This is a genomic window from Halomonas sp. A3H3, assembly GCF_000982975.1.
GTDB classification, from domain to species: Bacteria; Pseudomonadota; Gammaproteobacteria; order Pseudomonadales; family Halomonadaceae; genus Vreelandella; species Vreelandella titanicae.
The window spans coordinates 2,560,134-2,585,802 of the sequence record NZ_HG423343.1; the positions used below are offsets into that span (position 1 = coordinate 2,560,134).

21 protein-coding genes are annotated in these 25,669 nt (G+C 54.3%); 11 read left to right on the plus strand and 10 right to left on the minus strand.

Annotated features, from left to right (window positions below):
• Positions 1–4 precede the first annotated feature (4 nt).
• On the plus strand, positions 5–1,780 hold the full coding sequence (gene menD, locus HALA3H3_RS11395) for a 2-succinyl-5-enolpyruvyl-6-hydroxy-3-cyclohexene-1-carboxylic-acid synthase (protein ID WP_022521689.1): 1,776 nt from the start codon (positions 5–7) through the stop codon (positions 1,778–1,780).
• The gene (gene menH, locus HALA3H3_RS11400; protein ID WP_053856963.1) at positions 1,770–2,522 is read left to right on the plus strand and encodes a 2-succinyl-6-hydroxy-2,4-cyclohexadiene-1-carboxylate synthase; all 753 of its coding nucleotides are present in this window, start codon (positions 1,770–1,772) and stop codon (positions 2,520–2,522) included. The genes menD and menH overlap by 11 nt, the downstream gene beginning before the upstream one ends.
• A gap of 6 nt (positions 2,523–2,528) precedes the next feature.
• On the opposite strand, the gene HALA3H3_RS11405 is transcribed toward menH, so the two are convergent.
• Entirely contained in the window at positions 2,529–3,998 is a 1,470-nt protein-coding gene (locus HALA3H3_RS11405) for an anion permease (protein ID WP_022521691.1), read from the minus strand.
• Between the two features lie 265 nt (positions 3,999–4,263).
• Between HALA3H3_RS11405 and frdA the strand changes: the two genes are divergently transcribed.
• From frdA to HALA3H3_RS11440, 7 genes are read left to right on the plus strand one after another with little or no spacing between them, the layout of a single operon-like run.
• Positions 4,264–6,051 carry a fumarate reductase (quinol) flavoprotein subunit gene (gene frdA / locus HALA3H3_RS11410; protein WP_022521692.1) on the plus strand — a complete coding sequence of 596 codons (1,788 nt, stop codon included), beginning with the start codon at positions 4,264–4,266 and terminating at the stop codon, positions 6,049–6,051.
• The gene (locus HALA3H3_RS11415; RefSeq protein ID WP_022521693.1) at positions 6,048–6,800 is read left to right on the plus strand and encodes a succinate dehydrogenase/fumarate reductase iron-sulfur subunit; all 753 of its coding nucleotides are present in this window, start codon (positions 6,048–6,050) and stop codon (positions 6,798–6,800) included. Before frdA ends, HALA3H3_RS11415 begins: the two co-directional genes overlap by 4 nt.
• 12 nt (positions 6,801–6,812) lie before the next feature.
• Positions 6,813–7,214 (plus strand): succinate dehydrogenase/fumarate reductase transmembrane subunit, encoded by a 402-nt coding sequence (locus HALA3H3_RS11420; RefSeq protein ID WP_022521694.1) that lies wholly within the window; start codon positions 6,813–6,815, stop codon positions 7,212–7,214.
• The gene (frdD, locus tag HALA3H3_RS11425) at positions 7,211–7,597 is read left to right on the plus strand and encodes a fumarate reductase subunit FrdD (protein ID WP_022521695.1); all 387 of its coding nucleotides are present in this window, start codon (positions 7,211–7,213) and stop codon (positions 7,595–7,597) included. Before HALA3H3_RS11420 ends, frdD begins: the two co-directional genes overlap by 4 nt.
• A gap of 50 nt (positions 7,598–7,647) precedes the next feature.
• Positions 7,648–8,508 (plus strand): 1,4-dihydroxy-2-naphthoyl-CoA synthase, encoded by an 861-nt coding sequence (gene menB, locus HALA3H3_RS11430; protein WP_022521696.1) that lies wholly within the window; start codon positions 7,648–7,650, stop codon positions 8,506–8,508.
• Positions 8,508–9,458 carry an o-succinylbenzoate synthase gene (menC, locus tag HALA3H3_RS11435; protein WP_022521697.1) on the plus strand — a complete coding sequence of 317 codons (951 nt, stop codon included), beginning with the start codon at positions 8,508–8,510 and terminating at the stop codon, positions 9,456–9,458. Before menB ends, menC begins: the two co-directional genes overlap by 1 nt.
• The gene (locus HALA3H3_RS11440; protein WP_022521698.1) at positions 9,455–10,861 is read left to right on the plus strand and encodes an AMP-binding protein; all 1,407 of its coding nucleotides are present in this window, start codon (positions 9,455–9,457) and stop codon (positions 10,859–10,861) included. The genes menC and HALA3H3_RS11440 overlap by 4 nt, the downstream gene beginning before the upstream one ends.
• Before the next feature lie 417 nt (positions 10,862–11,278).
• Here HALA3H3_RS11440 and HALA3H3_RS27620 read toward each other — a convergent pair whose 3' ends face one another.
• The 4 genes from HALA3H3_RS27620 to HALA3H3_RS11455 all read right to left on the minus strand — a co-directional run bounded on the left by HALA3H3_RS27620 (position 11,279) and on the right by HALA3H3_RS11455 (position 16,068).
• Positions 11,279–11,503, minus strand: a complete 225-nt coding sequence (locus HALA3H3_RS27620) for an anion permease (RefSeq protein ID WP_022521699.1) — start codon at positions 11,501–11,503, stop codon at positions 11,279–11,281.
• 8 nt (positions 11,504–11,511) lie between these two features.
• Positions 11,512–11,772, minus strand: a complete 261-nt coding sequence (locus HALA3H3_RS27625; protein ID WP_022521700.1) for an anion permease — start codon at positions 11,770–11,772, stop codon at positions 11,512–11,514.
• A gap of 164 nt (positions 11,773–11,936) precedes the next feature.
• Complete coding sequence (locus HALA3H3_RS11450; RefSeq protein ID WP_022521701.1) at positions 11,937–15,005, minus strand: efflux RND transporter permease subunit; 3,069 nt, start codon at positions 15,003–15,005, stop codon at positions 11,937–11,939.
• A 10-nt stretch (positions 15,006–15,015) separates the two neighbouring features.
• A complete protein-coding gene (locus HALA3H3_RS11455; protein ID WP_022521702.1) occupies positions 15,016–16,068 on the minus strand; it encodes an efflux RND transporter periplasmic adaptor subunit in 1,053 nt (350 codons plus the stop codon).
• A gap of 284 nt (positions 16,069–16,352) precedes the next feature.
• On the opposite strand from HALA3H3_RS11455, the gene HALA3H3_RS11460 reads away from it, so the two are divergent.
• A complete protein-coding gene (locus HALA3H3_RS11460; RefSeq protein WP_022521703.1) occupies positions 16,353–17,393 on the plus strand; it encodes an AraC family transcriptional regulator in 1,041 nt (346 codons plus the stop codon).
• 41 nt (positions 17,394–17,434) lie between these two features.
• Positions 17,435–18,940 carry an efflux transporter outer membrane subunit gene (locus tag HALA3H3_RS11465; protein ID WP_022521704.1) on the plus strand — a complete coding sequence of 502 codons (1,506 nt, stop codon included), beginning with the start codon at positions 17,435–17,437 and terminating at the stop codon, positions 18,938–18,940.
• A 46-nt stretch (positions 18,941–18,986) separates the two neighbouring features.
• Here the strand turns inward: HALA3H3_RS11465 and HALA3H3_RS11470 are convergent, their stop codons facing one another.
• The 5 genes from HALA3H3_RS11470 to HALA3H3_RS11490 form a co-directional block, all read right to left on the minus strand.
• Positions 18,987–20,882, minus strand: a complete 1,896-nt coding sequence (locus HALA3H3_RS11470; protein WP_238326083.1) for an esterase/lipase family protein — start codon at positions 20,880–20,882, stop codon at positions 18,987–18,989.
• A 38-nt stretch (positions 20,883–20,920) separates the two neighbouring features.
• Positions 20,921–22,138 (minus strand): sodium/glutamate symporter, encoded by a 1,218-nt coding sequence (gene gltS / locus HALA3H3_RS11475; protein ID WP_022521706.1) that lies wholly within the window; start codon positions 22,136–22,138, stop codon positions 20,921–20,923.
• A gap of 43 nt (positions 22,139–22,181) precedes the next feature.
• Positions 22,182–22,814, minus strand: a complete 633-nt coding sequence (locus tag HALA3H3_RS11480; RefSeq protein WP_158414242.1) for a TetR/AcrR family transcriptional regulator — start codon at positions 22,812–22,814, stop codon at positions 22,182–22,184.
• A gap of 7 nt (positions 22,815–22,821) precedes the next feature.
• Positions 22,822–23,343, minus strand: a complete 522-nt coding sequence (locus tag HALA3H3_RS11485; protein WP_022521708.1) for a universal stress protein — start codon at positions 23,341–23,343, stop codon at positions 22,822–22,824.
• A gap of 65 nt (positions 23,344–23,408) precedes the next feature.
• Positions 23,409–25,619, minus strand: coding sequence for a DUF3141 domain-containing protein (locus tag HALA3H3_RS11490; RefSeq protein WP_022521709.1), 2,211 nt, complete (start codon positions 25,617–25,619; stop codon positions 23,409–23,411).
• Positions 25,620–25,669: the final 50 nt, after the last annotated feature.

Here is a 25,669-nt window from a genome sequence, read left to right on the forward strand (position 1 = left end):
GTAGATGACAGCACTGACATCGGACGGTTTTGTGAAGAGTGGTTTTATGGAAGAGTACTCCACCTTTAATCATGTATGGGCGGCACTAATGCTGGAGGAACTCTACCGCTTAGGCGTGCGCGATGTAGTCCTGGCGCCAGGCTCCCGTTCATCGCCTTTGACTATGTCCGCCAGCGAGCATGCCGGGCTGCGCTGCCACTGCCATTTTGACGAGCGTGGACTGGGGTTTATGGCGCTGGGCATTGCCCGGGGCAGTCAGCACCCGGTCGTTATTATCACTACCTCAGGCACCGCCGTGGCCAACCTTTACCCGGCGGTGGTGGAAGCCAAATTGCTCGGCGTCCCGCTTATTGTGCTCTCTGCCGACCGCCCCATTGAACTGCTGGATAACGGCAGCAATCAGGCGATTGACCAACGGGATATTTTCTCCCGCCACACCATTGTTCACCACGACCTGCCGCCGCCGGATGCTGAGATAAAAGCAGCGTTTCTACTCAGTACTGTTGATCAAGCTGTTGATCAGCAACGCCGTATGCCCGGGCCGATTCACATTAATTGCCGTTATCGCGAACCGCTTTACCCCGGCAACTGCCTGGTGGATGCCAGTGACTATCTCGCTCTGCTGAGGGACTGGCTGACGACTTCAAAACCGTGGAGTGATTGGTCATCCAGCACTGCGGTTCCAGCGCTCAACAACGAGTGGGAAACGTTTGCCCAGCAGCGTGGCCTGATTGTGGTTGGCAGGGTTGACGACAGAGTTGAAGACAGTGCTGATGCCTCCCAGCAGGCGCAGCAGATTGTTGAGCTATCCAAGCAGTTGGGTTGGCCGCTACTGGCCGACATACAGAGCCAAATTCATTTTGACCCTCACAATCTGATTCACTTTGATCTAGCGCTGCATGATGAGCGTTTCTGCGCTGAACTCGCCAAAGCCGAGGTACTGCTGCAGTTTGGTGGTCGGTTAATTTCGAAACGGCTAACGCAATTTATTGCCCAACAACCGTGGCAGGATGCCTGGTTGGTTGATCCGCTGCCCCAGCGGTTGGATCCCGACTACTGTGTTAAGCGCCGTTTGATATGCTCGCCCGCCGACTTTATAGCCGCTTTGCCAACGATACCTGAACAACCTCCCTGCCATCAGCTGGCCAGCCTCCAACGACGCACTAGTCAGCTTGTGGAAGAGCGCTGTACAGCATTCTCAGAGGTGGGAGTTTGTCACCTTTTAGCGCAGGTGGCTGAAGGGCAGTTGTTTATAGGCAATAGCCTGCCCGCGCGGCTAATGAATATGCTGGGGAAGCATCGCCAAACGCCGCTGCGGGTATTGGCCAATCGCGGCGCCTCCGGTATTGATGGTCTTATTGCAACGGCTTACGGCCTCAGTTGCACATGCTCAGAGCCGACTACTATTGTGCTGGGGGATACCAGCGCACTGCATGATCTCAACAGCTTGGCGCTGTTAAAGCAGGCCACGCAGCCTCTGGTGGTGGTTATCCTCAATAACGATGGTGGCAGTATTTTCCATATGCTGCCGGTGTCTAAAGAAGACGAACTGCTGGAGCGCTATTATCGCCAGCCCCACGGCTTGCACTTCGAGCATGCGGCGAAGATGTTTGGACTTGGCTACTTCGCGCCAGAGTCACTGGATGCCTTTATGGCGGCCTACACTCAGGCCCTGCAGGCGGGCGTTACGTTGATTGAGATTAACGTACCCCATCAGCAGGTAGCTGATGATCTCAAGCATCTTGGCGCAGCGATTCGAGGGGAGCCGCGTGAGCAGTAAACCTCAGGCGCCGACTCTGGTAATGCTCCACGGTCTGTTGGGCGATGCTGAGGACTGGAGTGAGGTAATCGCTGGCTTGGAAGACATTCGCTGCCTCGCGCTGGATTTACCCGGCCACGGCCAGAATCACCACGTGCAGGTAGGCTCTTTTGAGGTCTTTCACCACTGGCTTGTCGATACGCTGATAACTCACGGTGTTCGCCATTACTGCCTACTGGGTTACTCCCTGGGCGGGCGCTTGGCGCTGTACCATGCCAGCCGTCAGCCACCGGGGCTGGAAGCACTCTGGCTGGAGAGTGCCCACCCAGGGCTGCCCGCCAGTGAGCGCTCTGCCCGAATTGCGCACGATGAGCACTGGGCAACACGCTTCGAGCAGGAACCATTGGAAAACGTACTTGCCGACTGGTACCAGCAGCCGGTGTTCGCCGACTTAACCGAGGTTCAGCGCGGTCGGCAGATTCAACGTCGGCTAGCGAATCATGGGCCAGCTATTGCCAGCATGCTGCAATCAACTTCCTTGGGTCAACAGCCTACGCTTTGGCAGTGGCTGGAAAGCACCTCGCTACCGGTGGGGTACTTTTCGGGGCAGCGGGACATCAAGTTCCACACTCTGGCGTCTCATCTGGCAACAATGGCCCCGCGCCTGCGCCATATCACGCTGGAAGGGGGCCACAATCTTCATGCTGAGCAACCTGAGATGATTGCTCAGCAGCTCAATGCCTGGTATCGCACGCTAGGCTAATGTTTATCAGCTGATCACCATTAACCAGGGCAGGCCGACCACCAGCCAAATTACCAGAAATAGCAGCCCGAAGATCGCCCCTAGGCGCCAAAAGAGCGCGCTGGGCAGGTAGCCGCTGCCGTAGTAAACCGGGCTTGGCCCTGTGCCGTAGGGGGTCAGAATGCCCATAAAGCCAAGTGTGGGTAGCAGTAGCAGAACAAACATCTGCATATCCAGACCGGCAATGCCTGATGCCGCTGCCAGAATCACCGGTAGCAAGGCGGTAACGTGGGCAGTAACACTGGCAAAGAAGTAGTGCAGTAGATAGAAAATGACCACCAGCGCCACCATGGCCATTAGGGGGTTGAAGTGGCTTATTTGCCCGCCAACCACATTGCCAAACCAGTTAACGAACCCTACTTGGCTGAGCCCGCCCGCTAGTGCCACCAGAGTGGCAAACCATACAAAGGTATTCCAGGCTGCTCGGTTATCGAGAATATCGCTCCAGGTCACAATGCCGGTTAACAGCATGCCGCAGATCACCACCAAGCCTACCAGCGACCCAGAGATAATATCGCCCGCAAAAATCCATAGCAGCAGGGCGGTGACCACCATAATGACCAGCATTATTTCATGGCGGGTCAGTGCTCCCAGCTTAGTTAACTCCTGCCCCGCCCAGTCGGAGATTTCATTCCCCGCTTTCACTTCGGGCGCGCATAGCCAGTAGCTCAGCAGCGGCACCAGCAGAAGCAGCAGAATGCCGGCAGGTGCTACTGCCATAAACCACTGCCCCCAGTTGATATGAATACCTGTCGCGCTCTCGGTTAGCGCGATCGCCAATAGGTTGGGCGCCAGAGCGGTCAAAAATAGCGAACTGGTCACACAGGTGGAAGCCAGCGCGGTCCACATCAAAAAGCTGCCCATGCGCTTCATGCTGGGGTCATTGGGGTGCGAATCGTAAAGCGGCGGCAGGTTGCGAATCACGGGGTAGATCGTGCCTGCGCTACGTGCGGTGTTCGAGGGCGTAAACGGCGCCAGAATGCCATCGGCAATCATCACCGCGTAGCCAAGAGTCAGCGTACGTTTTCCCATTGACTTGACCAGCCAAAGCGATATTCGCCTGCCGAGTCCGGTTTTTTCATACCCCAAGGCAAACATAAAGGCGCCGAAAATCAGCCATACGGTGGAATTGGTAAAGCCCGACACCGCCCATGAGAATGCCTGGTTAGCAGCACTGAATCCGTCAGTCGCCAGTTGCTCCGGAGAGAACAGCACCCACCGGGAAAGTAGTGCCACCAGGGTAACGCCGACCAGGCCCACCACTGCGCCCGGCAATGGTTCAAGAATAAGGCCAACCACACAGCCGAGGAAAATGGCGAAAAAGTACCACGCATGAGGCGCAAGCCCCAGGGGAGTGGGTATCAGCGCGACGATGATAGCAACTGCTAGCGGCGCTAACAGTTTCCATCGCGGTGAGGGTTGAGCATCGGTCGTCATGCGGCACCTCTCTTCAGTGTTGGTAGTGTGCTCTTTTTGCTTGGTGGGCAGTGGTCTGCCCGGCAGTGAGTGATTTGAAGAGTAGGCGGTGCAGCACTAGGGTAAAAGTGATGCTAGCTCGATTCCTCCCTTTCTTGATGTACATCAATAGTCCTTTGGACTAATGAACAGGGCCTTCCCCTTGTATGGTAAGTTCGAATAGACAAGACGGCAGCGCAGATTGCCGCCAGTACCACCTTTGACTTGGCTAATGAAGGGGCTTTTCATGCAACAGCGAGATTTTGATATCGTCATTGTTGGTGGGGGTGGTGCAGGCTTACGCGCTGCTATCGGGGCTGCCGAGCAGGCCAAAGAGCAGGGCACTCCCCAGCGCATAGCGCTGCTGTCCAAGGTTTACCCCATGCGTTCCCATACCGTGGCGGCTGAAGGTGGCGCTGCCGCCGTCACCAGTGCCGAAGATTCCCACCAAGCGCATTTCGACGACACGGTGTCAGGCGGTGACTGGCTGGTTGAGCAGGGCGTCGTCGACTACTTTGTCCATCACGCTTATCAAGAGCTGGTGCAGATGGAGCGCTGGGGCTGCCCCTGGAGCCGGAAAGGCGATGGCCAAGTGCAGGTGCGCCGCTTCGGGGGCATGAAAACCGCACGCACCTGGTTTGCGGCCGACAAAACCGGCTTTCATATGCTCCACACCCTGTTTCAGACCTCGCTGAAGTACCCAGAGATTGAGCGTTTTGATGAGTTCTTTGTGCTCGATCTGGCGGTACACGAAGGTGCGGTTATTGGCGTTATAGCCCTGCAGATCGCTACCGGTGAACTGACCCTGCTGCGCGCTAAAGCGGTGATTCTCGCTACCGGCGGCGCAGGGCGCTTGTTCCGCTTCAATACCAACGCGGGAATTGTCACCGGCGACGGCATGGCGATGGCCTATCGTCACGGTGTGGCGTTGCGGGATATGGAGTTTGTCCAGTACCACCCCACCGGCCTGCCCGGTTCTGGCATTTTGATTACCGAAGCGTGCCGGGGCGAAGGCGGCATTCTGCTCAATAAAGAGGGCTACCGCTATCTGCAGGATTACGGCCTGGGCCCAGAAACTCCGCTTGGCAAGCCGGAAAACAAATATATGGAGCTGGGGCCACGGGACAAACTCTCCCAGGCCTTCTGGCAAGAGCAGCAGGCGGGCCGCACCGGCAAGTTTGGCGACAGCGATGTGGTCTATCTCGACCTGCGCCACTTGGGTGAAAAGTACATTCTGGAGCGCCTACCGTTTATCTGTGAACTGGCTAAATCCTATATCAATGTTGATCCGGTGAAAGACCCCATTCCCATTCGCCCGGCGGTTCACTACACCATGGGTGGGATTGAGACCGACCCTCAGTGCGAAACCTCCATTGCCGGGCTTTACGCCGCCGGGGAGTGTGCTTCAGTTGGTTTGCACGGTGCCAACCGCCTGGGCTCCAACTCGCTGACCGAGCTGCTGGTATTTGGCCGCTTAGCCGGTGAACAAGCGAGCCAGCGAGCGGCCAAAACCGAGTGGGCTGATGAGCGCTTGCTGGAAGCCCAGGGCGATCGCCAACAAGCCAAGCTGTTGCGGCTCTGTGACGGAACCGAGGGGGCAGAGAATTGGGTAGCACTCAAGCACGCCATGGTGCAAGCCATGGAGAGTGGCTGCGGTATTTACCGCACTGAAGAGGGCATGCGCCATTCGCTGGATACCATGCGTCAGCTACGTGAGCGCTTTAATAAGGTTCGCGTTAATGATACCAGCAAGATATTCAATACCGAGCTACTGGAATGTCTTGAACTGGAGTGTGGCCTGGATATTGCCGAAGCCTCTTGCTTAGGGGCGCTTGAGCGTCGTGAATCCCGTGGTGCCCATCAGCGCCTGGATGAAGGTATGCAGAAACGCGACGACGTTAACTACCTCAAGCACAGCCAAGTGTTTTATCAAGGCGATGCCCATGCCGAGCTACACTGGCAGGATGTCGATGTGCGGTTTTCCGCCCCGGCGGAGCGGGCTTATGGCGATGCGGGCAAGGGGGGCAAGGCATGAACACCCAGCAGATCAGCACCAAACAAATCAGCGTTAAACGCTATTTGCCAGACAGTTCGGCTGAGTCCTACTGGCAGCAGTACGAACTGCCGGTGGACGACAGCACCTCTTTGCTGGATGCCCTCAACCACATTAAAGAACAGCTCGATAGCACGCTGAGCTACCGCTGGTCGTGCCGGATGGCGATTTGCGGCTCCTGCGGGGTCATGGTGAATGGCATTCCCAAGCTCGGCTGTAAAACCTTCCTGCGCGATTACGAGGGAGATATTCGCATCGAGCCGCTATCCCACTTCCCGGTGCAGCGGGATTTGGTGGTGGATATGGCGATATTCCTTGAGCACCTGGCTGCGGTTAAGCCCTACCTGATCGATGACAATCCGGTAAAACCGTATGACCCCCAGGCGCCGGAAACCTATCAGCAGTCTCCCGAACAGCTAGCCCGTTATAAGCAGTTCGCTAACTGCATTAATTGTGGCCTCTGCTACTCGGCCTGCCCGCAGTTTGGCTTGAATCCTGAGTTCCTTGGCCCGGCGGCGCTAACGCTGGCCCACCGCTACAATCTGGATAGCCGCGACCACGGCAAGAAGCAGCGCATGGCCGAACTTAACCGCCACGAAGGCGTTTGGAGCTGCACCTTTGTGGGCTTCTGCTCCAAGGTATGCCCCAAACACGTTGACCCCGCCGCTGCGGTCAATCAGGGCAAGGTCGAAGCGGCCAAACACACACTCATTGCGCTGTTTAAAGGGTAGGGGAGGAACGTCATGGATAAATCATCATCGCAACGCCTGCCGCCACTGAAACGCAACTGGTGGCTGAAACACCGCTTTTTTAAACTCTACATGCTGCGCGAAGCCACTGTGCTGCCGCTGGTGTTTTTCACGCTCTGCTTACTCGCCGGTATGGTTGCTCTTCTTCAAGGGGCAGAAAGCTGGCAGGGGTGGATCGCCTTTATGGGCTCCCCCATCGTATTAGTGCTGAATCTTCTAGCGCTGGCCGCCAGCCTGTTTCACGCCGCCACCTTCTTTGTACTGTTCCCGAGGGTGATGCCTATTCGCATCGCTGGGCATAGTCTGCCCGATCAGGCCATTGTTGCCGGGCAGTGGGCGGGAGTCGTAGCGGTCGCGCTGCTGTTTTTCTGGCTATTGGGAAGGGGGGCAGCATGAACATGAACAAACACGATGTTCAGCACAAACAAGCCTTTGATGAGCCGCTTTGGTGGGGGCTGTTTAGCGCGGGCGGCGTCTGTTTCGCCGTTTTGTTGCCCGCCGTGATTCTCTTTATCGCCGTTCTACTGCCCCTGGGCTTGCTACCCGCTGAGGCGCTGAGCTATGAGCGGGCATCTTCGCTGCTGTTTAGCGTGCCGGGTTTTTTGTTTGTTGGTGCGGTGGTCTGCATGCCGCTATTTCATGCTGCCCACCGGCTGCGCCATGGGCTGTTTGATATCAGCGTGGGCAATGACGCACTCAATAAGAAGCTGATGTACGGTGGGGCGACGCTGTTGAGTGTTTTGGCGTTGGGCATTGTTGTGGCGGGTTTTCTTCGCTAAACGGCGCTTTATCATCACCTTAACCCTGACAGATAAAAAAAGAGGCTGGCATGATTAAAGGACTCACTGAAGCAGAACTCTACGCAGCGATTGAGTGGCAGGATCACTCAAACGACTACCAGGATATTCTGTATCACACATCAAAAGAGGGCATCGCCCGCATCACCATCAACCGCCCTGAAGTGCGCAACGCCTTTCGCCCGCTCACGGTGAGCGAGATGATCCAGGCGCTAAGTCGGGCCCGCTACGACAGCGCCATTGGCGCGATTATTCTCACCGGCGCTGGCGACAAAGCGTTCTGTTCCGGCGGTGACCAGCGCATCCGTGGCGACTACGGCGGTTACCAGGACGAAGAGGGTGCCCACCACCTTAATGTACTGGACTTCCAACGCGATATTCGCACCTGCCCTAAGCCGATTATCGCCATGGTGGCGGGTTACGCCATTGGCGGTGGCCATGTGCTGCATATGATGTGTGACCTGACCATTGCCGCCGATAACGCCATTTTTGGCCAGACCGGCCCTAAAGTCGGCTCTTTTGATGGTGGCTACGGCGCCTCGTATATGGCGCGCATTGTGGGCCAGAAAAAGGCCCGGGAAATCTGGTTTCTATGCCGCCAGTATGATGCCGCCCAAGCGCTTGAAATGGGGCTGGTCAACCATGTAGTGCCCCTGGCAGAGTTGGAAAAAGAGAGCGTACGCTGGTGCCGCGAGATGCTGCAGAACAGCCCGATGGCGCTGCGTTGCCTGAAAGCTGCACTCAATGCCGACTGCGATGGGCAAGCTGGGCTTCAGGAGCTGGCGGGCAACGCTACCATGCTCTACTACATGACCGAAGAGGGGCAGGAAGGGCGTAACGCTTTTAACGAAAAGCGCCGCCCGGACTTCACCCGCTACCCGCGCAACCCGTAATGCAGCTGGCGCTTTACCGCTACTCTCTGCCGTTTCGCCAGCCGCTGGTTTTTAAAGGCCAGCGGCTGGCGAACAGAGAAGGACTGCTAGTGACGATCAATGGCCAGTGGGGCGAGATAGCCCCGCTGCCTGGTTTCTCAACCGAAACCCTCGCCAAAGCGGAAACGGAAAGCCTGGCCTGCCTTGCCGCTATAAAGCGCGGCGAGAAAGCCATGCCAACGTTACCCTCAGTGCAGTTTGGATTCGACTGTGCCCAGCGCCAATGGCCTGCAAATCTTCCCGCGCTTTTGCCCCCCTATCCACTGCTTCAAGGGGAGCCTGCGGCGCTGATGGTCACCCTTGATAATATCGTGGCCGGTTGGGGGGCTTTGCCGCCGACCCGACTCAAACTCAAAGTGGCACGCTACGCCATGGAAGAGGAGCTAGCGCTGATTAATCAGCTTGCTACTCGGCTGCCCACCACCAAACTGATTCTGGATGCCAACGGCGGCTGGACACGGGAAGAAGCCCAGCGTTTCTGCGAGTGTCTATCCCTTAAACAGATCGACTACCTGGAAGAGCCCTGCGCCGCCTTTGCCGACACCATCGCCGTGGCAGAAGCGACTGGGGTGGCCATCGCCCTGGATGAAACGCTAACGCGCGGGGAGGAGTGGTACTGCCACCCGCAGCTCAAAGCCCTGGTAATCAAACCCACGCTGATCGGCTCGCTAAGTGACTGCGAGGCACTCGTTCAACGGGCACGGGCGGGCAACCTGCGCGTAGTCATCTCCTCCAGCTTTGAATCCGACCTAGGCCTTGGGCTGCTTGCCCGCCTGGCAAGCGAGTGGGCGCCCTCTGAGCCACCGGGGCTGGATACCGAACACTGGCTTACCGAGCGAGTTACCACTGCCACAGGCGAGGTAGTAGCAGAAAACTTGCACTGTCTCTCTAAAATGGAAAATTCAGCGTGATAGATACCTGTCCCATTCACTACTGGGCTAAAGAGACCCCTGAGCATATTGCGGTGGAGGCGGGCTCAGTGCACCTTAGTTACCGAACGCTCAATCGCCGGGTGGCGTCTTTAGCGCTGCAACTTGAGCGGGAAGGTTTTGTGCCCGGTGATCGTTTAGTTGCGCCCGCCAAAGGCTCGTTTAAATCCTTGCTGCTGGCGTGGGCCTGCCTGCGGACCGGGGTTATTTTTTGTCCGCTTAACCCGGCTTTTCCCGTTGCCCAGCAGCTCAATCTGGCCAAACGTTTGCAGGCTGGGTGGGTTTGCCAAACGGAAAGCGATCATCAATATTCTTCCGAACTAACGCCGGTTAGCCTCGATTTTCTAGCCGAAGCCAATGCGGGTGAACCTCCGACACTGGATGGCAACCAACTGTGCAACACGATTTTTACCTCTGGCTCCAGCGGTTCGCCTAAGGCGGTTCTGCATCGCGTAGGGAATCATTTGGCCTCCGCCCGTGGCTCCGCGTCGTTTATTCCCGTTGATCAAAACAGTGGCTGGCTGCTGTCGCTGCCGCTGTTTCATATCGGTGGCTACGCTATCCCGTTCCGCGTTTTTATGGCCGGTGGGCGAGTGATTCTTGATGACGATCCGCAAACACTTCCTGCGCGCCTTGAGCAGCAGTCGATTACCCACCTTTCCCTGGTGCCCACTCAGCTGTGGCGGCTTCTGAAAGTGGGTTTTTCCCCCAAACGCACTCAGTTGCGCGAGCTGCTGCTAGGCGGCGCGGCGATTCCCGCGCCGCTGGTGGCAAAGATGACATCCCTGGGGCTGACGCCGAAGGTTAGCTATGGGCTGTCCGAGATGGCCAGCCAGGTCTGCACCGGCATACCCACCGCGCCGGGCGTGGTCGGCAGGCCGCTACTGAACCGTGAAGTGAGGGTCGTCGAGGGTGAGATACAGGTGCGTGGCGAGACCCTTTTCTGCGGTTATTTGAATAACGGCGAGATTGATCCAGCCCTCAACGATGAGGGCTGGTTTGCTACCCGTGACAAAGGACACTTCACCACGGAAGGCGCGCTGGTGGTGGAAGGGCGGCTTGATAACGGCTTTATCTCCGGTGGCGAGAATATTCAGCCGGAAGCAATTGAGCAGCGCTTAGTCGACCACCCCGGCGTTGCCCAGGCGTTAGTCGTACCAGTGCCCCACCCCGAGTGGGGGGAGCGCCCGGTGGCGTTTATCGATTGGCACGGCGAGGCCGTATCGGAACAAGCACTAAGCACTTGGGTACGCGAGGCGCTGCCCGGCTTTATGGTGCCCGATGCCTGGCTGGCCTGGCCGCCAGGGGTGGGTTTTAAACCCTCCCGCAAGCAGTTTACTGAGCTGGCGCGGGCGCAAATAATAATTTATGAATCAAACATCTAGCATTGAGGGTGTACCGTTTGGGATATGGAATGTAACGTTAACGCCGTGAAATCCAGCTATTTCAATAAATATTTTAAACTCAGAATATTACGACGTATGTCGTGATGTGAACTGATCTATGGGCCAGTCGTGCGCATGATAGTAGGTACCAGTAGTGATCTAGTTGCCCCCACCCCACCCCTATCCAGAACGCCAGGTTAACGCCACTCATGATAAAACGCTTTCCACCATATCAGCCCAGGGGAGCAGGCAGCTCGAGCCGAAAATAACTGGCTAGGTGCCCATAACGTAGTGGGGGCAGCGTCATCATAATCAAGACCCCGAACCAGAACAGGGTATCCCAGGCGTTCTTGCCGGCAGCACATCATCCCAGGTTAATCCATCGTTGAGCAGGAGTATGGAGAGGCCAATAAACGCCTATGTTGTGGTATTGAGGGTGACCCAATCGCCTATAAATAGCGCCGGGATATCCGCCCAAAGCAGCAACAGAAAGACAAGCAACATGATGCCTTCGTTTCTATTGAGCTTACCTAGTGCAGCAAGTTTATGGAGTGCCATTTGCGAGTCATGAGGTGTCTGTTTGGCTTCAGGCGGATGCAGCCAGTAAAAAATCAGCGGCATGGCCAGCCCGGGTAACAGCATAGGACTGCCTAGGTCGTCCAACTCAACTGAATCTCTGGAGCGGTGGCAGTGACAGATGTTGCTGAGGTAATAGGGTTGGTATGATAATGCACCTGAGCTAGGTATGAGCCGATTTTGTCTGAAATGCCATCTTCCTGTCGTGCATCAAAGTCTTTAGCAATCAAGCGCATGATGTCGCTGTCACGGGCAGTATTGAGGGGAGTTATGGGAGTAACTATGAGTTTAGAAAAAATCAAACGATAGTCAATTTCCAGAGTTTTTCTTACCACAAATAGTGATGAAATAGTAGCTTATTAAGAAGAAAGTGCATTATGGCTTCACTACCGAATGGGATAGTTACATCGGCGTGTAGTGATTTTTAACCACTAGATATAATAAATGAATAAGTCGGCGATGTAGCCCATCGCCGACTTGTATTAAAGTTTATAAAAGGCTATGCCTTGTTGGGCTCATGCGCCAGCTTGTCCTTGTCGTAACGAATCTTAAAGAACAGTGAGTAGAGCACAGGCACCGCAATCAGCGTCAGGATCGATGCAAAGGCTAACCCACCCATGATAGTGACTGCCATGCTATTGAAGAAGGCATCCGTCAAAAGTGGGAGCATGCCGAGAATCGTGGTGCCAGCGGCCAACAGCACCGGGCGAAGACGGCTTACACTCGCATCAACAAGAGCTCTAATTGCTTCTTTATCGGTGTCGATCTGATCATCAATTTCATCGACCAGCACGATGGCATTTTTCATGAGCATCCCCGATAGACTCAGCATGCCTAGTAGCGCAGTAAATGAGAATGGCAACCCAGTGAGCAAAAGCCCAATCACCACACCGCATACCGACATAGGTACCACCAGCCAAATGATCAGCGGTTGCTTAAGCTTCCCGAACAGCAGGATCGAGATCAACAGCATGATTAGTACGCTGATGGGTATTTGTTTAAATAAAGCGGCCTGAGCATCACCTGAATTTTCATATTCCCCTCCCCATTGGAAGGAGTAACCAGGCGGCAACTCGATCGCTTCGAGATTGCTGCGTATCGACTGGAAGGCTTCATTGGCAGTATAACCATCGGCCGTGTCTGCTAGCACGGTAAGTGTGCGGACTCGGTTACGACGTGAAATCAAGCTCTCTTCGCTTCGCGTCTCGAAGGCGTCGACGATCTGGCTGATTGGAATGAACGTTTGCTCGGCATTGCTCCACACCAGACGATCCGACAGCAGGTCGACATTGTCGCGCTCGTTGGCGGGCGGGCGCGCGACCACCGGGATGAAGTTGTCACCTTCGCGGTAAGTGCCGGCTTGCGTGCCCGAGGAGGAGAACTGCAATGTCTGGGCGATCTCGTCACGATTGACGCCAGCGATCCTTGCTCGCTCCTCGTTGATAATCGGCACCACCATCAATTCCTGCTGTCGCCAGTCATGCCTCACATCGATGAGCATGGGATTTTCCAGCATCAGATGCTCCGCCTCTTCGGCAAGCCGACGCAGAACGGCAGGGTCGCTACCCTGGAACCTCGCTTCTACATCTGCCCCATCCCCGGGGCCGAATTGCAGTCGCTGGGTGCGCACCTCGGCTTGTGAATAGGCTTCGCTCAGTTCACGGTAGATTTCCGGATCCAGTGCATCGATGGTCTCCAAGTCCTGGGCTCGAATGATGAACTGCGCATAGGAGGGGGCGGGCTGCTCAGGGGCATAGGTCAGCATGAAGCGCGAGGCACCACGGCCAATAAAGGATGTGACCGACTCGACACCCTCTTTCTCCATCAGGTAGCGATCTATCTCCTTGGCGTCGCGTTCTGTGGCACGAATGTCTGTGCCGTGTTGAAGCGAGTAGTTGACATAGAAGATGGGGGTGTTGGAGTTGGGGAAGAAGGCCTGGGGAATCAGTCCGAACCCCCAGATACATAGTGCGGTGATGGCAACCAGCAAAGCAACGGTTATGAGCCTGACACGCAACGCAAGGGTCAGTAGTTTCTGATAAGCACGATAGAGAAAGCCAGCGTATGGATCCTTATCGTCACCCTTGATATTCTTCAGCAGATAATAACCCAACAGCGGCGTTACCGTGATGGCAAGCAACCAGCTCAGCAATAATGAGATCATGATGACCATGAACAGAGAGAACAAAAATTCACCTGTTACATCGTCGGAGAGGCCGATCCCGGCGAATGCCATGATCCCAATGACGGTGGCCCCGAGCAACGGAATCTGAGTGCGCTTGGCCGAGGCGCTGGCAGCATCCGTTGCGCTCTGGCCACGTTTGATATTGATTACCATCCCCTCGGCGACTACGATGGCGTTGTCGACTAGCATGCCCATGGCGATAATGAGCGCGCCAAGCGAGATGCGCTCCATCTCGATATTCAAGATGGCCATAAATAGTAGGGTGCCCAGTACGGTCAGCAGCAGTGTGGCGCCCACTACGACACCGATCCGCCAGCCCATGAAGAGGCACAGCACGATAATGACGATGGCCACCGACATTGCTAGGTTGATCAGGAAATCGTTGATGGCATCATCCACGACCCGGTGCTGCTCGTAGATGGGATGCAGCTCCACCCCCAGTGGGATGCGGCCCTCGAGCGATGCCAAATGGGCTTCGACTGCTTTGCCCACCTCGATGATATTCTCGGTCTCAATGCCGGCAATCGCAAGGGTGAAAGCATCCTGCCGGTTGTGGCGGATGAGGTGATTGGGAATCTCTGTGGTCGTGCGATAGACATGTGCGATGTCGGCCAGTGACACCTGTTCGGTGGAGCCGGGACGCCCGATGCGGATTGATTCGATATTCTCGACACTGTCAATCTGGGTTCTTGCCACTATCCTGACATGGCTATCACCTACTCGCAGAGATCCTGCACTTTCAACCGTATTTTCAGTCTGAATAGTGTTAAGCACTTGTTCGATGGGAATGCCCAGCGTTGTTAGGCGTTCATTGGGAATTTCTATATAAATAGTCTCCTCACGTTCGCCAGCTGTCGCAACACGAGATACACCGGATACGCTTAATAATTCTCGTTGCAAAAAGGTGGATATCTTCCGAATTTCGTTAGTTGAATAGCCTTCAGCTGTTACTGCATAGAACAACCCATAAACCTCGCCAAAGTCATCATTGACCTGGGAGGGGGAAGCGCCTTCAGGCAGTGTCCCCTGAGTATCGTTGACCTTCCTTCTCAGTTCGTCCCAGATCTGGGGAAGCTGATTGCTGCCATAGGTATCGGCAATCTCCACTTCAATTTCCGATCTTCCCGGTAGTGATAGAGACTCGATAATATCGACTTGAGGTAACTCCTGTATTGCTCGTTCCAGGCGCTCTGTGATCTCCTCCTCCACCTCCTGCGCTGTGGCGCCAGGATACTCAGTGTTGATGATGGCATTGGGAATCGTGAAGGCGGGATCCTCCAGTTTACCTAACGTATTGAACCCCCAAATCCCGCCAAAGAAACAGATAATGATGATAAGCCAAGTATTGAGTGGTCGCTCAATGGATGATCTTGTAATATTCATGACAAGCTCTCTATAGTGCCTGTTCCAGTGGCTGAACCGGCATGCCGTCACGCAACAAGTGCAAACCGGCGACCACGATGGTAGTACCTCGTTCCAGTCCGGAAATGACAGGCACGCTATCGCCACTGATCTCGCCTAATGCCACCTGCTGGGAGGTTACGGTCTTTTCGTCGGTGTTGTAGCGCCAGACATGAAAGTTGCCGGCCTCATCCTTGGCGACCGCGCTGACGGGAATCATGATGACAGGAGGCATGACATCATCGGCCAGGGAAATGAACACCGTCGCGGTCATGCCGGGCAGGGCGACTAAGGGAGTATCGTCGATGAGAGCAAACTCTACTTCATAGGTTTGCGCAACTTCATCGGGCTCGGTGACATGTTCGCGATATTCAAGAGGGATGCGATGGCCGGGCATGGCTAACAGTTCGGCTTCGATCTCGAAACGATCAGAGTTGGCGACATACTGGATCAAAGCTTCCGGCGCACTCATTCTGATTCGGAGCTCGGTAACATCCTGTACCCTGACCACCTGTTCATTAGGCTGAATGTTGCTGTGTAGGTCCGTTAGGCGGCGAGTCACCAACGCATCGAAGGGTGCCCTAATGGTAGTATACGAGAGATCCTGCCTAGCACTTTCCAACTGAACTTCCGACAGTTCAAAGTTGGTTTGAGCTTCATCGAACACGGACTGAGAAACAGCGTTGTGCGCCAGAAGGTTTCGCTTGCGTTGCATGTCGCGTCTAGCGAGGTTGCTTTCCGCTTCCGCTTTTCTTAACGCTAATGCATAGTCGGTTTGTTCGAGGCGAGCTACCAACTCGCCCTCAGGAATAACGCCACCTTGAATTGCTGGAAATTCAGACAGACGACCACCCACTTGAAATGAAAGATCGACAGTATTCAGGGCATCGACTCGGCCTACGAAACGGCGACTTATGATATCACTTTGCTGGTTAGTTTCTATAACTTTGACCACTCGCGGGCTCACTTCACGCTCTTTTTCGTCACTGCTACAACCAGTTAATAATACTGAAAAAATAAATATAAATGTTTTTTTTGGTCTCATTAAAGCCCTTTCTTGATGTAATGGCCGAGTGAAGTTTATAGGCGATGATGTTTGTTTTAAGTATGAGGGCATTTATTATGACTCTATGAGCCCGGGGTTTTTAATGTGTTTATTTTTTCATGTATGCTTTATTCCTATTTGAATTGCTGTTTACAATGCTGGGTTATATGGTGATGGTTGATTTGAGTATTATTTAATCGGTAATGGTGGAATATTTACCGCTGAACTTCTAGTGGCCTAGGGCGACAGCATGTTGGCTTTCTGCGACAGGAAAGAGGAGGCTTATGACTAAAATGGCAAAAACTCCCTCCACGAATGCAATCGAAAAGGGGACTATTGCTGCGTCGGTGGCGAGATATAAGATCGATGTGATCCGAAAGGTGGGGTTGGACGAGAAGCGTCTATGTTATTCGGTGGGTCTTAACATGGCCGAGCTTGATGACCCGAATGGCCGTATCCCCAAGGCCGTTCTCTTTCGTCTATTCTCACTTGCTTCAGCAGAATCGAAGATGATTAGTTTGGGTTTACAGTGCGATGAGTATCTCGATGCCGGTTTCTTGGGCATAGTCGGCTACACTATGATGTCTTGCTCAAATTTCAAGCAGGCGTTGCAACGTTTGGAAAGGTATTCTGTTCTCCTCGATGATGAACTAGAGGTGTGGGCCGAGCGGGAAGAGGGGAATTTAAGATTATCGGCCAGGATCGGTTCGGTTGAGCGTTATCCTTTCGATTACATGATGGCAGGAATTAAGGGGTTTTTGAGCTTTTGTAAGGTATTACTGGGGAGCTATCCGATTACACATGAGCTTAACGTAATGTACGGTAGGCCAAATAGTTATGAAGAAGGGACATTGTTTTTCAAAAACATTAATTTTGAGATGCCTTTTTTTTCAATTTTATTTGATGCTGACACGCTTTCCAAACCACTGCGTTCTTTCAACCCTAATCTTGACCGCGTTCATGTAGATATTGCAGAGGCAATGCTTGAAAATTTTAATTCAGTAAAAAGTGTTGATTATATTAGGCAGTTAATTAGTGAGTCACTTTCAGGCCGAGCTCTTAGCCTGGGGGATTTGGCTATTCGGTTAAGTGTGAGTAAGCGAACCTTACAACGTGAACTTGAAGTACAAGAAACTAGTTTCAAAGAGATACTTGATGATGTACGTAAACAGCAAGCCAAGCAATATTTGCTCTACTCCAAGAAGAACATGAAGGAGATCTCCTGGAGTCTTGGATTTGTTGAGATTAGTAGCTTTTATCGGGCCAGCCATCAATGGTTTGGGATGACTCCAAAGCAGTACCGCTTCAAGCATCAAGAGTTATGATTCCAGTGCTATCAATGACTAGAAATATAAGAGGTTAGAGCATGTTTTTAACGTTTAAGGAAGAGCCTAATGTTGTTTTCAAGGGATTGCTTACGCCGCTGCTAGTTGGCGCAATCCTGTCAGGCTGTGCCATGGGGCCGGAGTATCAGGCACCTGATATTGCTCTGCCTGAAGAGTGGCCTGAGCATGTGTTCTTGAGTGACAAGCAGCATCATGATTGGAGTGACTGGTGGCGCCAGTTTCAAGACCCTAAACTTGACGCATTGGTTAAGCAAGCTACTAGCGAGAATCTCGAGTTAAGGCTTCAGCTTCAACGTATTCAAGAGGCCCGTGCTCAACTAGGTATGTCACGTGCTGAACAATTTCCTACGGTAGCGCTTCAGGCTGAGGCTTCGCGCGAACGCACCCCTGGAGCGATGCTGCCTGGTAATGGAGACATGGAGCCGATCCGTGATTTGATAGAATCGACTAACAACATGTTTTCGATCACCGGCGTTTTAGAGTATGAAGTGGATCTGTGGGGCAGGCTGGCGCGGGAGCGTGAAGCGGCGGAGGCTATGCTTGAGGAGAGTGCTTTTGCTCACGACGCCGCGCGTATCGGTATCATAACCGATGTCGTATCTACTTATTTCAATCTGAGAAGCGCAGAAGCTCAGTACCGGATTACCGAAAATACGCTTGCTTCACAAGCAGAATCGTATCGTCTTGAGCAATTACGCTTTGATCTGGGCGATACCGATGAACTGGCACTGCGTCAGGCCCAATCTGAGCTGGAAACCTCACGTGCTGAACTGCCTGGCCTGAGACAGCGGGTTCGCTTACTTGAGGGGGCCCTTGCCATTCTGGTCGGTAAGTCGCCTGCTGAGTTATTCGCCGAACTCGATTTTGGTGATTCGCAGTTGGATGAGATAGTCTTGCCAAGTGGGATGCCGTCGGTACTGCCCTCCGACCTGCTGCAGCGTCGCCCGGACATTCGAGCGGCTGAGGCCACCATGATCGCGGCGAATGCCCGGATAGGCTCGGCTGAGGCGAGCAGGCTGCCATCACTCAATCTCTCTGCATTTCTGGGGAGTAGTACGGCGGACACCACTGATCTGTTCACCTCCTCAGCCGAAACTTGGGGGCTAGGCGCTTCCATCGCCGGGCCACTCTTCGACTTTGGGCGGGCGCGAGCGCAGGTTGAGACTGCTGAGGCACAAGCCGAGCAGGCGAATACTCAGTATCGCGCTACAGTCAATACTGCATTCAATGAGGTGCGTGATGCACTAGTAACTTACGACACCAGTGGTGAGCGGATTGATACGATACACAAACAGGTTGAGGCGATTAGCCATACCTACGATTTGGCCAAAATCCGCTATCGTGAAGGTATGACGAGCTTCATCGAAGTCCTGGATGCCCAGAGAGCACAGCATTCGGCTGAACTGGAGCTGGCTGAAGCGATGCGCGATCGCCTAACAGCGACTGCGACCCTGTTTAAGGCGCTAGGTGGAGGCTGGGAAGACCCCCGCGATGCCGTCGAACTGGCGATGCAGCAGGAAGAGTGATATCGATTGTGTTGGCCTCCTGTCGACAAGAAGCCATTGGCTCCCGTTAATAAGTGTTGGCTAGATCTTCGTGCAGAATACGTCTGATTTCCAAAATAGCTTGTGCATTTTCCTGGACGCTATGTCCGGAAATAAGCACTTTTTCAGAAGAAGCTCCAGCTAAGTGCGCACTGGTGTATGGCACTAGCCCATCATCTGAGGCTATCAAGAGGGTGTTGGCGTTTCGTTGGGCAATAATCGAATGGTATTGAACCTGGGGAGAAATAGGCAGGTTGCTGATTGCTCTAACGAAAGGGTCTGACTCACTCAAGTTATCGATACTGTTGGGGAGGCGAAGTCGGCCCCCGTCTGACTGCCTTTCGGTATTGGCCAACGTCTTAATAACATCATCGAATTCTTCCAGTAAGGTTAGCGGCAGTCGCACAAGACGGGCCATTGCTCTCCCTAGGCGATGGCCCGCAACTGGCGTACCTCGATGCGGAGCAGCAATGAAGATCGCACGATGAACCTCGGGCAGCGGTTCGAAATGGAGTAAGGGATCTAGGTGTTCCTGGACGAGCGTCAGCTGCTCCTGGGAAAGGTCGTGACTTTCCACTAATTTCCACAGACTGTCTCCGCTAGAGGAGACCATAAGACGCGCCAAAACGCCTCCCATACTGTGTCCAATCAAAACGATACCTTGTGAAGCAAGCGTTTCGGAGGTTGGGTCAAACTGCTGCAGGGTCTCGGCAACGGTACTACGGATCCTCGCATGATTCAGGGCGAGTGGCATATTGGTGGGATAGTAGACTTGCCATATTTGAAAATTTTGCCGCAAGGTTTCATCGCCCAGAACTTCATTGGCAACATTAACCCAGGCTTCAGGGCTGCTGCCAAGACCATGCAGCATAAGTATGACACGCCGTTCAGGATCGAAGGGCTGCATCATATAGATATGCGGTCGATTTATACCCTGCCTTTGGCCTCGCAAGGAACGGAGGGCCTGACGTGCGAAGTCGGAGTTCGCTAACCACAGGCCATAGCCTGCAGTGAAGTTCGCGGCTAAAGGAATTTCGTGCCCATGTAACTCGATGCTAGCGTCTTGATAGGGGTCGCGTACGATCACTTCAAGTGCTTGGGTGGATAGCACATGAGCGAGGTCTTCGCCGGGAAAATGGAGCAGTGCGGTAAGTGCCGGAAAAGGCATTTCGCTATAGACTCTAGCACGATGAAGCGCAAGGCTATCGTCCATTACTGCTACCAGTTCGGCACCAAAACCGTCACGTCGATACGTGCTGCGCAAACCGGAAAATACCAGTGAAGATGCTGGGATAAGCTCCTCGGGCACATCGTTCTCGTCGGCGAAATGGAGCCCGGTTATGTCGGTGGTAATATTCCAACCAGTAAGAGTAGGCGTGTCATAAGCAGAGAGGCTAGTGCTGCTTTCGGCAGCTGCGATATTCTGTTGAAACAGCCCGGAAATAACTTGTTGAACTGCATAATTATAGTAGTCCCGTACCTGAATCTGACGATCTTCAAAGGCGCGTTCCCCAGGTGATCGTTCAGTGAAGAATAGGTAGGCATAGGCATATCTGGCAACCTCTATCCAAGCGTTAATGTCAGTCTCAGAGCGAGGAGTACTGCTTGATGCTCCTGCTCGCGACATCGCCACTTGAAGCCACAGCTCTGCAAGTGCTGAAAGCCGCCGTTCATCATCTATGCCAAGCGCATTGGTTAAGGCAACGGCACAATTTTGGGAGGGCTCACGGCATGGGCCTTCGTCCAGACCGATAACATGAATAGTTTCCTGCGTGGCTGCGCTCAGCTCGCCCGTGGTAAGTAGATCCCCACGCTTAAGTGCAATGTACTCACCAGGAGTGAGCGAAGAGACGCCGACCATGGCGCAACCGCTCGATAGCATGGTAAACAGTAGGATTATGATGAAAAGCCTAGCTGGGTTCACAATGACACCTTCTTAATTTTAAGTGTATGGGTTTCTCTTCATCCCGCCATGGTGCCGATGATTAGCGCATTGACTAGATCAATGAAGAACCCACACACTAGTGGCACGACGATGAAGGCATTCGGTGCCGCACCGTACTGACGTGTGACTGCGGTCATATTTGCGATAGCCGTGGCGGTGGAGCCGAGTACGATACCGCCGAAACCGGCGCACATTACGGATGCCTCGTAGTCTTTCCCCATGACACGGTGCACGACAAAGATCACGAACGTGATAGTTAGTGATATCTGTATGGTCAGGGAGGTAGCGATGAAGCCCAAAACGCCTTGTAGCTCCCAAAGTTGCAGCCCCATTAGCGCCATGGTCAGGAACAGTCCAAGGCTCATGTCTGAGATCAGGGCGACGCCGGGCTGCATACTCGGCCAGTTCCACAATCGACCTCTGCCTTCATGGGTGATTAAATCGCATAAGCTGCGCAACATGATGCCTGCCAGCAGGCAGCCCACGAAGTTTGGTAGCTTCAGGCCACTCATGCTGATAAGTGCAGTCAATCCTTGTCCTAGCATTAGGGTTAGATTGAGCCAGAAGAGGGCTAGCAGCACGCCATGATAATCGAGTCGCAGTAATGGCTCATCTTTGTGTAGAGTGCTGATTTCTAGCTCGGCGTCGCCGGAAGGGCGGGTGTTATGTCTGCGTATAAGGAATCCGGCAATTGGACCGCCAATCAGGCAGGCCGCTATCAACCCAATCATATTGGCGGCCAAACCAAGCTCACCGGCATTGATGATGCCGAGTTCCTCAACGAAGTGAGGTGTCCAGGCCATAGTGGTGCCAACACCGCCAGTCAGTGAGATTGAGCCAACCATTAGTCCCGCACGGGCATCCATACCAAAGCCGGTAGCGATGGCCATGCCAGTGAAGTTCTGCAGCACGATGAAACCACTGGCTAATGCCAGCAGTATCATCAATGGGCGCCCACCCTTGATCAAGCTACTGATCTGGGAGTTCAAGCCGATGGCGGCGAAGAAATACAGCAAGAGCATGTCACGCGCACTAAGCTCAAAGAAAACACTAATATCGAAAACGTAATATAGAAGACAGACGATGGCCGCGCATAACGCACCGCCGACCACCGGTTCGGGAATGCTGTAGCGGCGTAGTAAGGACCAATGCTGGGTGAGCCCTTTGCCGATGAACAGCAATAGGATAGCCAGAGTGAAACTGAGAAAGGCGTTGATCTCTAACGATGGCGGCATAGGGTGCCTTTATTGTCGTTGATTAGAAAAAAATGCCAGATGGTCATGGTGCTAAAAGTTCATGCAGCATCCGCGTGTGAGCATGTCGCAGAGAGTCAACGGTGGCAGTAGCGGTGGTTTCGTCAAAAATCATTTGCCAGACAGCACCGTACAGCGCTGGAGCCATCAATAGTGCAGCGTCATCAAGGAAGGCACTATGGCGGAGGTGGCCATTATTGGCAGCTGCTTTCAAAATGGCCTGCTGCTCGGCGAGATACTTGTCGATAATCTCCCTGCGCCAAAAGTCAACAAGGTGGGGAATACGTCGGCTTTCCGTCAGCAGCAGTTTTAAGGTAGCAATGACGTCTGGGTCACTCAGTTGGCCATAGAGATGGTCAATAAAGGATTTTATCGCTTCATTCAGCGACTCACCGCCAGTTAGTACCCATTGCTGATTGTTGAAGCTTGGTGTCAGGCGCTTTAACAGCAGTGCTTCAAATATCGACTCTTTACTCTTAAAGTGGGCATAAAGGCCACCTTTCGAAAGCTCCGCTCGCTGGGCGATATCCTCCATACGGGCAGAGGAGAAGCCATGTTGTGAAAATTCCACCAGGGCCGCACGGAGTATTTGTTCTATACGAACGTCAGAAGGAAGACGGCGATGTTTGCGAATAGAGTTAATAGCAGGATAAGACAAAGCGAAGTTACTCATCAGTGGGCGTATGAAAGGCGTTATTTTTTATCACTTCTTGTTCTCCAGTGCGAGAAATTGCATGCCCGAGAGTATCCCTGACCAGCATAACGGGTACGGGAGCGATACGTGCAACTTGCTCGGCATCGCTGCCGAGTAGTAAGCGTTGCACTCCGCGCCGACCATGGGTGCCCAGAATAATGAGATCGGCCAAGGATGTCGTTGCATGGTCAGCGATGAGTTCCGATACCCGCTTTCCATCGGCCTCTAGAAGTACTGTAGTGACGATGACCCCCTGTGCCTCTAGCTGGCCGCGTGACCTGTCGAGAAGAGTATTGCCCACTTTCAGAAAATAGGGCCTGACTTTTTCGATATAGGCCCGTGGGCTTTCGAAGCCATTGGAGTACTCCAGTGCATTAACGATATGAAGTAGCTCGATGCTGGCGCCGGTCAACTTGGCCAGGGAACTTGCCTGAGCCAAGGCCAAAAGGGAGGTTCGGCTGCCGTCGATGGGTACAAGCAATTTTTTGTACATAGTTGATTCCTGAAAATTTCTTTCTTAGAGGATCGGGTTGTTGTGAAACCTTGCGGCTACGACTCTCAATCCTGTTCGTGGGCCGCTGCGGCGAATAACGCCAGCATCTGCTCCAAGCTGGCTTGCTCTTCCGGCAGGAGTGGTTCGGTAGCGGTCAGCATCTGCTCGATAAGTCTCGCCATATCCCGTATCTCGTGGGGGCGGCTACCCGCCAATAATGCGGGTATGGCAGCGATCGTCGCATCGAGGTCGAGGCGCATCAGCTTGGCTTGGCGTCGAAACAGTGCGCGGAAGGTGGTCATGTTGAAAGTAGCCAGGTAGTCCGGCTGTTGCATCTGGGCCGCGAGATTAGCCCGTCGCTCATCGGCTTCACCTTGAAAACGTCGGACAAAGAGCAGTGCACGAATAGCGGCTTCCAGCAGGCCGCCCTGATCGATCTCTGCGCGTAGGCGTTTGCTCTCCTCCGCGACGAAGGCACGATGCTCCGGTGAGACACCGGGATGCGGACGTGAGGGCTGGTCATCGGCGGCTAGCCCAGCTACGGCCTGTATCCAGGGGGACCCGTAGATCAGGTTGAATGTGCGCTCGTAAGTGTTATCACGCTGTATGCGCCAATGATCCAGCGCCGACACCAGGGCATCGGAGTAAGCTTGCTGCCATTGCACAAAGGGATTGTCACTGGCGACGGGGAGACGCGCTTCACGAATATGGCGTGCCTGCTCGGCCACCGTCGAGGCCAAGGGGTGCCGGCTCGACCAGCGTTCGTAGGCGATACGCAGTGGATGTACGCTCTGCAGCCAGTGGGCTAATGCAGGCGTGGAACGGGAGCGTACCCAGGGCTGAACGAACTGACGATAAAGCCCCAGGTTAATTCGTGATACCTGGTTGACAGCTGCAAATTTTCGGTCGTTTTCCTCGTCTGGCTGAACGATTGCGCGGACGTCTTCGACACGGCGAGCCTTGAACGACAATACGAAGTCGCCCTCGACCAGCTCGGCTTGTGGCATGTCCTCGGTCTTATCCTGAATCTCTGCTTGGTAGATACCGGCGGGCAGCACGTCGATTAAGTCTATGTTACTGGCGAATTTTTGGTGCTCCTTGCGGCCTACGCTGCCGGAAACAAAGATCCCCAGGTGGCCGATGTTGTCGTGTACTGCGTAGACAATGGTCTGGTCGTGACTGATCACTTCATCATCATCGCGGTAGAGGTCGGTGATCCAGCCAAGTGCCTGCGGAGGAGGGGAGATATTGTCGCCATTGGAACAGAACACCACGATCGGTGAGCGGATATTGCGTAAGTCCAGGCGGATTCCATCCGAGGTGACCAGCTCGGCGCTCGACAGACGGTTACCGATAAACAGGTTGTCAACGATATACTGCATTTCGACGGCGTTGAGGAAGACGTGGCCACCCCAGTATTTCTCAAAGCCCAGGTAGCGCGGCGCCTCGGTATCGATATTGGCGTACAGGTTGTACTGTTTGCCCCACAGGGTGTTGGCGGGGTTGAGACTTTCAAAGTTTTGCACCAAGTGGGCACCGTCGAAGCGACCGTTGCCCAGATCGCTGGCCAGCGCAGTTGCCCAACTGCCGCCGAGCAGACCACCCGCGTAGCGCATGGGGTTCTTACCCGGCCCGCCGGCCCAGTACGATACTGGGGTGCCAGCGACAATGATGGGGCCAAACAGCTCGGGACGCAGAGCCGCGGCCATCAGTATCTGCCACCCGGCCTGGCAGTTGGCGACCACCGCAGGCTTGCCTTCGCTGTGTGGATGCAGCTCGGTGACCTTCTCAAGGAAGGCGACTTCTGCGCGCATTACGTCTTCGACGGTTTGACCCGGCTCGGGGTCGGGGCCGAAGCCGATAAAATAGCAGGGATGCCCGGCAGAAAGTGCGACACTGACCTCACTCTCAGCCTTGAAACCGCCAATCCCAGGGCCATGGCCAGCACGCGGATCGACCACCACGAAGGGCCGCTTGTGAGGTTCTACGGGAACATCTTCCAGTGCTTGAATTCGCGCCAGCCCATAGTTCACTGGGCGCGGTAGATCGCGACCTGAGACGACGACGTCATAGGCGAAGTCGAGCACATGTGGGGCGTCATCTTCCAGATGCTCCCGGTACTGGTCACCACGCTGACGCATCACATCAGCATAGAGTACGGCACGTTGCCAAGCATCGGTCGAGTAATCCAGTGCGGCAGCCGCATACCCCTGAGTCATGTCCAGTAGTGGCCACCTAGCAGGGCGCTGGGTGGGTTCATTAAGCGCTTTTACCATGGGATCTTCTCCTTTGTAAGAGAATAGTGCCGAGTGGGAGGGGCGATGTC

Excerpts from the sequence above, each read along its gene's own strand:
- gltS (WP_022521706.1), bottom strand. The coding sequence starts at position 22,138 with ATGCCGCCATCGTTAGAGATCAACGCCTTTCTCAGTTTCACTCTGGCT.
- menB (WP_022521696.1), top strand. The coding sequence starts at position 7,648 with ATGATTAAAGGACTCACTGAAGCAGAACTCTACGCAGCGATTGAGTGG.
- HALA3H3_RS11415 (WP_022521693.1), top strand. The coding sequence starts at position 6,048 with ATGAACACCCAGCAGATCAGCACCAAACAAATCAGCGTTAAACGCTAT.
- HALA3H3_RS11455 (WP_022521702.1), bottom strand. The coding sequence starts at position 16,068 with ATGAGACCAAAAAAAACATTTATATTTATTTTTTCAGTATTATTAACT.
- HALA3H3_RS11465 (WP_022521704.1), top strand. The coding sequence starts at position 17,435 with ATGTTTTTAACGTTTAAGGAAGAGCCTAATGTTGTTTTCAAGGGATTG.
- HALA3H3_RS11450 (WP_022521701.1), bottom strand. The coding sequence starts at position 15,005 with ATGAATATTACAAGATCATCCATTGAGCGACCACTCAATACTTGGCTT.
- frdA (WP_022521692.1), top strand. The coding sequence starts at position 4,264 with ATGCAACAGCGAGATTTTGATATCGTCATTGTTGGTGGGGGTGGTGCA.
- menD (WP_022521689.1), top strand. The coding sequence starts at position 5 with ATGACAGCACTGACATCGGACGGTTTTGTGAAGAGTGGTTTTATGGAA.
- HALA3H3_RS11405 (WP_022521691.1), bottom strand. The coding sequence starts at position 3,998 with ATGACGACCGATGCTCAACCCTCACCGCGATGGAAACTGTTAGCGCCG.
- HALA3H3_RS11490 (WP_022521709.1), bottom strand. The coding sequence starts at position 25,619 with ATGGTAAAAGCGCTTAATGAACCCACCCAGCGCCCTGCTAGGTGGCCA.
- HALA3H3_RS11420 (WP_022521694.1), top strand. The coding sequence starts at position 6,813 with ATGGATAAATCATCATCGCAACGCCTGCCGCCACTGAAACGCAACTGG.
- frdD (WP_022521695.1), top strand. The coding sequence starts at position 7,211 with ATGAACATGAACAAACACGATGTTCAGCACAAACAAGCCTTTGATGAG.
- HALA3H3_RS27620 (WP_022521699.1), bottom strand. The coding sequence starts at position 11,503 with ATGCTGTTACCCGGGCTGGCCATGCCGCTGATTTTTTACTGGCTGCAT.
- HALA3H3_RS11485 (WP_022521708.1), bottom strand. The coding sequence starts at position 23,343 with ATGTACAAAAAATTGCTTGTACCCATCGACGGCAGCCGAACCTCCCTT.
- HALA3H3_RS11460 (WP_022521703.1), top strand. The coding sequence starts at position 16,353 with ATGACTAAAATGGCAAAAACTCCCTCCACGAATGCAATCGAAAAGGGG.
- menC (WP_022521697.1), top strand. The coding sequence starts at position 8,508 with ATGCAGCTGGCGCTTTACCGCTACTCTCTGCCGTTTCGCCAGCCGCTG.